At 69.6% G+C, this 8335-nt stretch carries 5 protein-coding genes and 2 pseudogenes; 5 read left to right on the forward strand and 2 right to left on the reverse strand.

Translation table 11 applies throughout. The features are described 5' to 3' along the window. A pseudogene (aceE, locus tag AB7U92_RS16700) lies at positions 1-1108 on the reverse strand (pyruvate dehydrogenase (acetyl-transferring), homodimeric type); the annotation flags it as partial. 166 nt (positions 1109-1274) lie between these two features. On the opposite strand from aceE, the gene AB7U92_RS16705 reads away from it, so the two are divergent. The 5 genes from AB7U92_RS16705 (at position 1275) to AB7U92_RS16725 (ending at position 8146) form a co-directional block, all read left to right on the forward strand. Further along, positions 1275-3806, forward strand: a complete 2532-nt coding sequence (locus AB7U92_RS16705; protein ID WP_428579267.1) for a PAS domain S-box protein — start codon at positions 1275-1277, stop codon at positions 3804-3806. Then, complete coding sequence (locus AB7U92_RS16710) at positions 3803-4426, forward strand: response regulator transcription factor (protein ID WP_209382505.1); 624 nt, start codon at positions 3803-3805, stop codon at positions 4424-4426. Before AB7U92_RS16705 ends, AB7U92_RS16710 begins: the two co-directional genes overlap by 4 nt. A gap of 64 nt (positions 4427-4490) precedes the next feature. Then, the gene (gene folD, locus AB7U92_RS16715; RefSeq protein ID WP_428579271.1) at positions 4491-5354 is read left to right on the forward strand and encodes a bifunctional methylenetetrahydrofolate dehydrogenase/methenyltetrahydrofolate cyclohydrolase FolD; all 864 of its coding nucleotides are present in this window, start codon (positions 4491-4493) and stop codon (positions 5352-5354) included. Positions 5355-5364: 10 nt separating this feature from the next. Then, complete coding sequence (locus tag AB7U92_RS16720; RefSeq protein ID WP_428579274.1) at positions 5365-7437, forward strand: M3 family metallopeptidase; 2073 nt, start codon at positions 5365-5367, stop codon at positions 7435-7437. A gap of 82 nt (positions 7438-7519) precedes the next feature. Beyond that, entirely contained in the window at positions 7520-8146 is a 627-nt protein-coding gene (locus tag AB7U92_RS16725; protein WP_428579277.1) for a glutaredoxin family protein, read from the forward strand. On the opposite strand, the pseudogene AB7U92_RS16730 reads toward AB7U92_RS16725, so the two are convergent. Next, positions 8136-8335, reverse strand: a pseudogene (locus tag AB7U92_RS16730) (MFS transporter); the annotation flags it as partial. The gene AB7U92_RS16725 and the pseudogene AB7U92_RS16730 sit on opposite strands and share 11 nt — an antisense overlap.

Raw genomic sequence — 8335 nt, forward strand, 5'->3', positions numbered from 1 at the left:
GGCGCCAGATGTCGTCGTCGCTCATCTTGGCCACCATCTCGAGCAGCTTGGGGTGGCGGCCGAAGAAGTTCTTGCGCACGAAGGCACCGTCGTTGGCCTTCATCGCCTGGTAGTCGCCGTCGACGACGTCCATCATCACCTTGCGCAGGATGCCGTCCTTGTCGCGTGCCAGCAGCGGATCCCAGTAGCTGCCCCACAGCAGCTTGATCACGTTCCAGCCCGAGCCGCGGAACTCGCTCTCCAGCTCCTGGATGATCTTGCCGTTGCCGCGCACCGGGCCGTCCAGGCGCTGCAGGTTGCAGTTGATGACGAAGATCAGGTTGTCGAGCTTCTCGCGCGCCGCCAGGCCGATGGCGCCGAGCGACTCCGGTTCGTCCATCTCGCCGTCGCCGCAGAACACCCAGACCTTGCGGTTCTCGGTGTTGGCGATGCCGCGCGCATGCAGGTACTTCAGGAAGCGCGCCTGGTAGATCGCCATCAGCGGGCCCAGGCCCATGGAGACGGTCGGGAACTGCCAGAACTCCGGCATCAGCTTGGGGTGCGGGTAGCTGGAGATGCCCTTGCCGTCGACCTCCTGGCGGAAGTTGAGCAGCTGCTCCTCGGTGAGGCGGCCTTCCATGAACGCCCGCGCGTACACGCCCGGTGCACTGTGCCCCTGGATATAGAGCAGGTCGCCTCCGTGGCCCTCGCTCTCCGCATGCCAGAAGTGGTTGAAGCCGGTGCCGAACATCGTCGCCACCGAGGCGAAGCTGGAGATGTGGCCGCCGAGGTCGCCGCCGTCGGCCGGGTGCAGGCGGTTGGCCTTGACGACCATCGCCATGGCGTTCCAGCGCATGTAGGTGCGCAGCCGCTCCTCGATCTCGATGTTGCCGGGCGTGCGCTCTTCCTGGTCGGCCGGGATGGTGTTGACGTAGGCGGTGTTGGCCGAGAACGGCACGTCGATGCCGGCCTGCCGCGCATGGTCGATCAGTTGCTCGAGCAGGAAGTGGGCGCGGTCGCCGCCTTCGGTGCCGATGACGGCCGACAGGGCGTCGAGCCACTCGCGGGTTTCCTGCGCGTCCGCATCGTTGGCGGCCGCACCGAGGAACGAATCAGGCACTGCTGACATGCTTGTCTCCGGGTTGATTTCTGCGACGGGCGCGAGTGTCGCACAAGCCGGCGCGTCTTCCAAATAGTAGGACTACGTACCATAATGCGAAACGCAATGCCGTCCCACCCGGTTTGCCGGGTGGTGCCGGGGCGGGGCCGCGCAGGCGCCCGCCCATAATCCGCGCATGCACGCACCCCACGAACCGGCGACGCTCGCGCGGGCCCCGAAGAGCTGGCCGCAGCGACTGTTCGGCCGCTGGTGGCGGCGCCAGTCGCCGGCGCGCCAGGACCGCTACGCCACGCTGGGCCCGCTGGTGTCGGTGCTGCTGTTCCTGGCGGCCATCATTTCCGCCTTCTGGTACCTGCGCAACGAGGAAATCGAGCGTGAGCAGGCCTCGGTGAAGCGCGACACCGAGATCGCCCAGCAGCAGATCCGCCTGCGCCTGATCGAGAACCAGGAGCAGCTGGTGCGCATCGCACGCGAGATCGGCACCCGCACGATCGACCAGGAGGAGTTCCTCGGCCAGGCCGCCTCGTTCACCCGCGAGCGGCCGGAGATCACCGCGCTGACCTGGATCGGGCCGAACCGGGCGCGCCGCGCCAGCTATTCGGCCACCACCTTCCTCGCCGAGACCGGCGCGCTGCCGGAACTTCCGGGCAGCCCGCGCCCGAGCGAGCCGGAAGCGGCCTTCGACGCCGCGCGCGAGCTGCGCCAGCCGGTGTACTCGCGGCCGTTCACCGATGCGGCGGGCACCGCGGTGTTCCAGATCCACGTGCCGCTGATCGACCGCGCCGCCTTCGCCGGCTCACTGGTGGCCGAATATTCGGTCGAGAGCCTGGTGCGCTACTTCGTGCCGGCCGAGGTGTCGAACCGCCACGCGATCGCACTGCTCGACGCCAACGACCGCACGCTGGCCAGCACCGTGACCAGCATGCCCGGCACGAACTCGCGTCGCGCGCAGATCGTGCACGACGTGCCGGTGGCGCCGGCGGGCAACGGCCTGTTCCTGCGCGGCCAGGGCTACCGCACCTCGATCGGCCTGATCTCCAACACGCTGTTCTGGATGGTGGCGGCGCTGTCGGTGCTGACGGTGTGGATGCTGCTGGGCACCTGGCGCCACATGCGCCGGCGCCTGCAGATGCAGAGCGCGCTGGTCACCGAGACCAACTTCCGCCGGGCGATGGAGAACTCCATGCTCACCGGCATGCGCGCGATGGACATGGAAGGCCGCATCACCTATGTGAACCCGGCCTTCTGCGCGATGACCGGCTTCCTCGAATCGGAGCTGATCGGCCGCCGCCCGCCCTTCCCCTACTGGCCGCCCGACCGCTTCGAGGAGAACACCCGGCTGCTGCAGCAGGAGCTGCAGGGCCGCAGCCCGGCCGGCGGCATCGAGGTGAAGGTGATGCGCAAGGACGGCTCGACCTTCGATGCGCGCATGTACGTGTCGCCGCTGATCGACCCGCGCGGCCAGCAGACCGGCTGGATGACCTCGATGACCAACATCACCGAGGCCAAGCGCATCCGCGACCAGCTCTCCGCCTCGCACGAGCGCTTCACCACCGTGCTCGAGGGGCTGGATGCCGCGGTGTCGGTGCTGTCGGTGCAGCAGGCCGAGCTGCTGTTCGCCAACCGCTCGTACCGCATCTGGTTCGGCGCCGATGCGCGCGGCCACGCGCTGCTGGCCGGCGCCGAGCCCTCGCCCTTCGAGAACAGCGAATTCGGCGACACCATCGAGTCGCTCGGCGGGCTGCCGACCAACGAGCTGACCGAGGCCACCTCGGACTCGCGCGAGGTCTTCATCGAGCCGCTGCAGAAGTGGTTCGACGTGCGCACACGCTACCTGCAGTGGACCGACGGCCGTCTGGCGCAGATGCTGATCGCCACCGATATCACCGCACGCCGCCAGGCCGAGAACCTCGCCGCCCACCAGGCCGAGAAGGCTCAGGTGACGAGCCGCCTGGTGACCATGGGCGAGATGGCCTCGTCGGTGGCCCACGAGCTGAACCAGCCGCTCACCGCCATCACCAACTACTGCAACGGCATGGTCAGCCGCGTGCGCAACGACCAGATCGGCAAGGACGACCTGATCGCTGCGCTGGAGAAGACCGCGCGACAGGCACAGCGGGCCGGGCAGATCATCCACCGCATCCGCGCCTTCGTGAAGCGCAGCGAACCGCAGCGCCAGCCGGCGCAGGCGAAGGACATCGTCGAGGACGCGGTGGAACTCGCCGGCATCGAGCTGCGCCGGCGCAACGTCGCGCTGTCCACCTACGTCGCGCAGCGCCTGCCGACGCTGATGGTCGACCCGATCCTGATCGAGCAGGTGGTGCTCAACCTGGTCAAGAACGCCGCCGAGGCGATCGACAACGCCAACCTGCCGCCCAAGCGGCGCAACATCGAGCTGCGAGTGGTGCCGCGCCACACCCCCGAGGAAGGGGGCGTGATCGAGTTCACGGTCACCGACATGGGACCCGGCCTCAAGGAGGAGGTGATCGCCCGCATGTACGAGGCATTCTTCTCGACCAAGACCGACGGCCTGGGCATCGGCCTGTCGCTGTGCCGCTCCATCATCGAGAGCCACCGCGGCCGGATCAAGGCGCAGAACCTCTACAATGGCGACACCGTGGTGGGCTGCCGCTTTTCCTTCACGCTGCCGGTCGACATCGCTCGCAGCGACACCCAGCCGACCCCCAACTCCGCCGCCGTCTCATGAGCCTGATCCCCAAGAAAGGCACCGTCTACGTCGTCGACGACGACGAGGCCGTGCGCGACTCGCTGCAATGGCTGCTCGAGGGCAAGGACTACCGCGTCAAGTGCTTCGACTCGGCCGAGTCCTTCCTGTCGCGCTTCGATCCGCGCGAGGTGGCCTGCCTGATCGCCGACATCCGCATGGACGGCATGAGCGGCCTCGAACTGCAAGACCGCCTGATGGAGCGCAAGAGCCCGCTGCCCATCGTCTTCATCACCGGCCACGGCGACGTGCCGATGGCGGTGACGACGATGAAGAAGGGCGCGATGGACTTCATCGAGAAGCCCTTCAAGGAAGAAGAGCTGCTCGGCCTGGTCGAGCGCATGCTCGACAGCGCGCGCGCCGCCTTCAGCCAGCACCAGGAAGCCGCCAGCCGCGACGCGCTGCTGTCGCGCCTGACCACCCGCGAGGCGCAGGTGCTCGAGCGCATCGTCGCCGGCCGGCTGAACAAGCAGATCGCCGACGACCTGGGCATCAGCATCAAGACGGTGGAGGCGCACCGCGCCAACATCATGGAGAAGCTCAACGCCAACACCGTGGCCGACCTGCTGAAGATCGCGCTCGGTGCCCAGGCAAAGGCCTGATCCCATCCACCTCCCCTCGAGGCCGCTGCGAAGCGGCCTTTGTTCTTTCAAGGACCCGCGAACCATGACCGCCCAGCTGATCGACGGCAATGCCCTGGCGAAGAAGACCCGCGCCGAGGTGGCGCAGCGCGTGGCGGCACTGGCCGCCCAGGGCCACCGGCCCGGCCTGGCGGTGATCCTGGTCGGCCACAACCCGGCCTCGCAGGTCTACGTGAAGCACAAGGTGGCCGACTGCGAGAGCGTCGGCATGCACTCGGTGCTCGACCGCCATCCGGCCGACCTGCCCGAGGCGGAGCTGCTGGCGCGCATCCGCGCACTCAACGCCGACCCGGCCATCCACGGCATCCTGGTGCAGTTGCCGCTGCCGCCGCACATCGACGCCAACAAGGTGATCGAGACCATCTCGCCGGCCAAGGACGTCGACGGCTTCCACGTCGCCAGCGCCGGCGCGCTGATGATCGGCCGACCCGGCTTCAAGGCCTGCACGCCCTACGGCTGCATGAAGATGCTCGAGTCCATCGGCTGCGACCCCAAGGGCAAGCACGCCGTGGTGATCGGGCGCAGCAACATCGTCGGCAAGCCGATGGCGATGATGCTGCTGCAGGCCAATGCCACCGTCACCGTCTGCCACAGCGCCACGCCCGACCTCGCCCACCATACGCGGCAGGCCGACATCGTGGTGGCCGCGGTGGGCAAGCGAAACGTCCTGACCGCCGACATGGTCAAGCCCGGCGCGGTGATCATCGACGTCGGCATGAACCGAAACGACCACGGCAAGCTCTGCGGCGACGTCGACTTCGACGGTCTCCTGCCGGTGGCCGGCTGGATCACCCCGGTGCCCGGCGGCGTCGGGCCGATGACGCGGGCCATGCTGCTGGTCAACACCATCGAGGCCGCCGAACGCGCCGCGGCCGTGCCCAACGCCTGACGAACCGACCATGGACAACCCGCTGCTCGCCCTCGACACCCTGCCCGCCTGGGACCGCATCCGCCCGGAACACGTCAAGCCGGCGATCGACACGCTGCTCGCGGATGCCAACGCCGCGCTCGAGAAGGCCGTCAGCGCGCAGGTGCCGGCCGAGTACGAAGCGCTGTCGGCGGTCCTCGATGCGGCCACCGAGCGGCTGGGCCGCGGCTGGGGCGCGGTGCGCCATCTCAACGCGGTGATGGACACGCCCGAGCTGCGCGCCGCCTACACCGAGAACCTGCCGCGCATCACCGAGTTCCACACCCGGCTCGGCGCCGACGAGCGGCTGTTCGCCAAGTACAAGGCCGTGCTCACCGCGCCGGCGTCCGCCTCGCTGAGCCCGGCGCGGCGCAAGGCCCTGTCCAACGCGGTGCGCGACTTCGTGCTGTCGGGCGCCGAACTTCAGGGCGAGGCCAAGGTGCGCTTCACGCAGATCCAGGAGCGCCAGGCGGAGCTGTCGCGCGGCTTCTCCGAACACGTGCTCGACGCCACCGACGGCTTCGCGCACTACACGAGCGAAGCGGAGCTCGACGGCGTGCCCGCCGATGTGATCCAGGCCGCGCGCGCCGCCGCGCAGGCCGAGGGGCTGGAAGGCTGCAAGCTGACGCTGCACTTCCCCTGCTACTTCCCGGTGATGCAGTACGCGCGCAACCGCGCGCTGCGCGAGAAGCTCTACACCGCCTACGTCACCCGCGCCAGCGAGCTGGGCGCGCCCGAGCTCGACAACGGCCCGCTGATGCGCGAGCTGCTCGCGCTGCGCCAGGAGGAGGCGACGCTGCTCGGCAAGGGCAGCTTCGCCGAGGTCTCGCTGGTGGCCAAGATGGCCGAGTCGCCGCAGCAGGTGATCCAGTTCCTGCGTGATCTCGCCGCGCGCGCGCGGCCCGGCGCCGAGCGCGACCTCGCCGAACTGCGCGCCTTCGCCCGCGACGAGCTCGGCATCGCCGACCTGCAGGCCTGGGACCTGCCCTTCGCCAGCGAGCGCCTGAAGGAGAAGCGCTACGCCTTCAGCGACCAGGAGGTCAAGCCGTACTTCGTGCAGGAGCGCGTGCTCGACGGCCTGTTCCGCATCGTCGAGACCCTCTTCGAGGTGCGCATCCGCGCCGACGAGGCACCGGTGTGGCACCCGAGCGTGCGCTTCTTCCGTATCGAGCGGCCGGCCGCCACGGGTGATGCGCCAGCCGAACTGATCGGCCAGTTCTACCTCGACCCCCATGCCCGACCGGGCAAGCGCCCCGGCGCCTGGATGGACGGCAGCCAGGAACGCTGGGCCCGGCCGGACCGCGGCCTGCAGACGCCGGTGGCGCACCTGGTGTGCAACTTCGCGCCGCCGCTGGACGGCCGCCCCGCGCTGCTGACGCACGACGACGTGCAGACGCTGTTCCACGAGTTCGGCCACGGCCTGCACCACCTGCTCACGCGCGTCGACGACCTCGGCGTCTCGGGCATCTCGGGGGTCGAGTGGGACGCGGTCGAGCTGCCCAGCCAGTTCATGGAGAACCTGTGCTGGGAATGGGAGGTGCTGCAGCGCCTGTCGGGCCATGTCGACAGCGGCGAGCCGCTGCCGCGCGCGCTGTTCGACCGCATGCTCGCGGCGAAGAACTTCCACAGCGGCCTGCAGACGCTGCGCCAGGTGGAGTTCGCGCTGATCGACATGCGGCTGCATGCCGAGCCGGGCAGCGAGGCGCGCATCGCCGAGATCGCGGCCGAAGTGCGCGCCGAGGTCTCGGTGGTGCCCACGCCGGCCTTCAACCGCTTCCTGCACAGCTTCTCGCACATCTTCGCCGGCGGTTATGCGGCGGGCTACTACAGCTACAAGTGGGCCGAGGTGCTGTCGGCCGACGCCTGGAGCGCCTTCGAGGAAGCGGCCGAGCGCGGCAGCGTGCTCGACGTGGCCACCGGGCGGCGCTACCGGCAAAGCGTGCTCGAGGTCGGCGGCAGCCGCAGCGCGATGGAGAGCTTCAAGGCCTTCCGCGGCCGCGAGCCGCGCATCGATGCGCTGCTGCGCCATCAGGGCCTGGTCGACGGACCGCCCGGCGCGGCGTGAGCAATTGCCCACACCTGCGCTTGAAGGTGGCGGCCGCGTCGGTACCATTGGGCGCGCGCGCCGTGCCGCGCCGGAGCCTGCCATGACCACGTCCCAGCGCCACCCCCATCGCCTGACTCCTCTGCGAGCGCTGCTGCTGGCCGCCGCCTGCGCGGCCGCCGGCCCGAGCTTTGCGCTCTACAAGGTCGTCGGTCCCGACGGCAAGGTGACGTACACCGACCGGCCACCGTCGGCCGCCGAAGGCCGCGCCAGCCCGATCAACACACGCACGGGCGCCAGTGAGAACTCCAGCCTCCTGCCGGTCGAACTGAGACAGCCGGCCAGCCGCTACCCGGTGACGCTCTACACCGTTCCGACCGAGTGCGAGCCTTGTGTCGACGCCCGTGCCCTCCTGCGCAAGCGCGGCATTCCGTTCGCCGAGCGACAGGTGATCAGCGCCGAAGACAGCGAGGCCTTCGTCAAGCTCACGGGCGGGCGTGAGGCGCCGGTGCTGGCGATCGGGGCGCAACAGCTCAAGGGCCTGGAGCCGCAGACCTGGAACGACTACCTCGACTCGGCCGGCTATCCGCGCGAATCGAAGCTCCCTCCGGGCTACGCCTTCGCCGCGCCGCAGCCGCTCACCGAGCGGCCAGCGGCGGCACCGCGGCCTGCTGCTGCACCGGTGCCGCCACCGGCGGCCGAACCGGCGCCGGGTTCGATCAGGTTCTGAACGGCCGCGCTGCGATGCGCCGCGCCGGCACGCTGCCGGCGCCCACCGCCGCACCCATCAGCCAGAACAGCGCAGAAGCCCCCACGGCTGCGCCGAGCGCGCCGAACAGCAGAGGCATCAGCGCGCGGGAGAAGTTGATCGTCATCGACCGAAGCGCGATCGCCGCGCCGTGGCGTTCGGCCGGCGTCC

The sequence above is a fragment of the Piscinibacter sp. genome, assembly GCF_050175855.1.
GTDB lineage: Bacteria > Pseudomonadota > Gammaproteobacteria > Burkholderiales > Burkholderiaceae_C > Piscinibacter.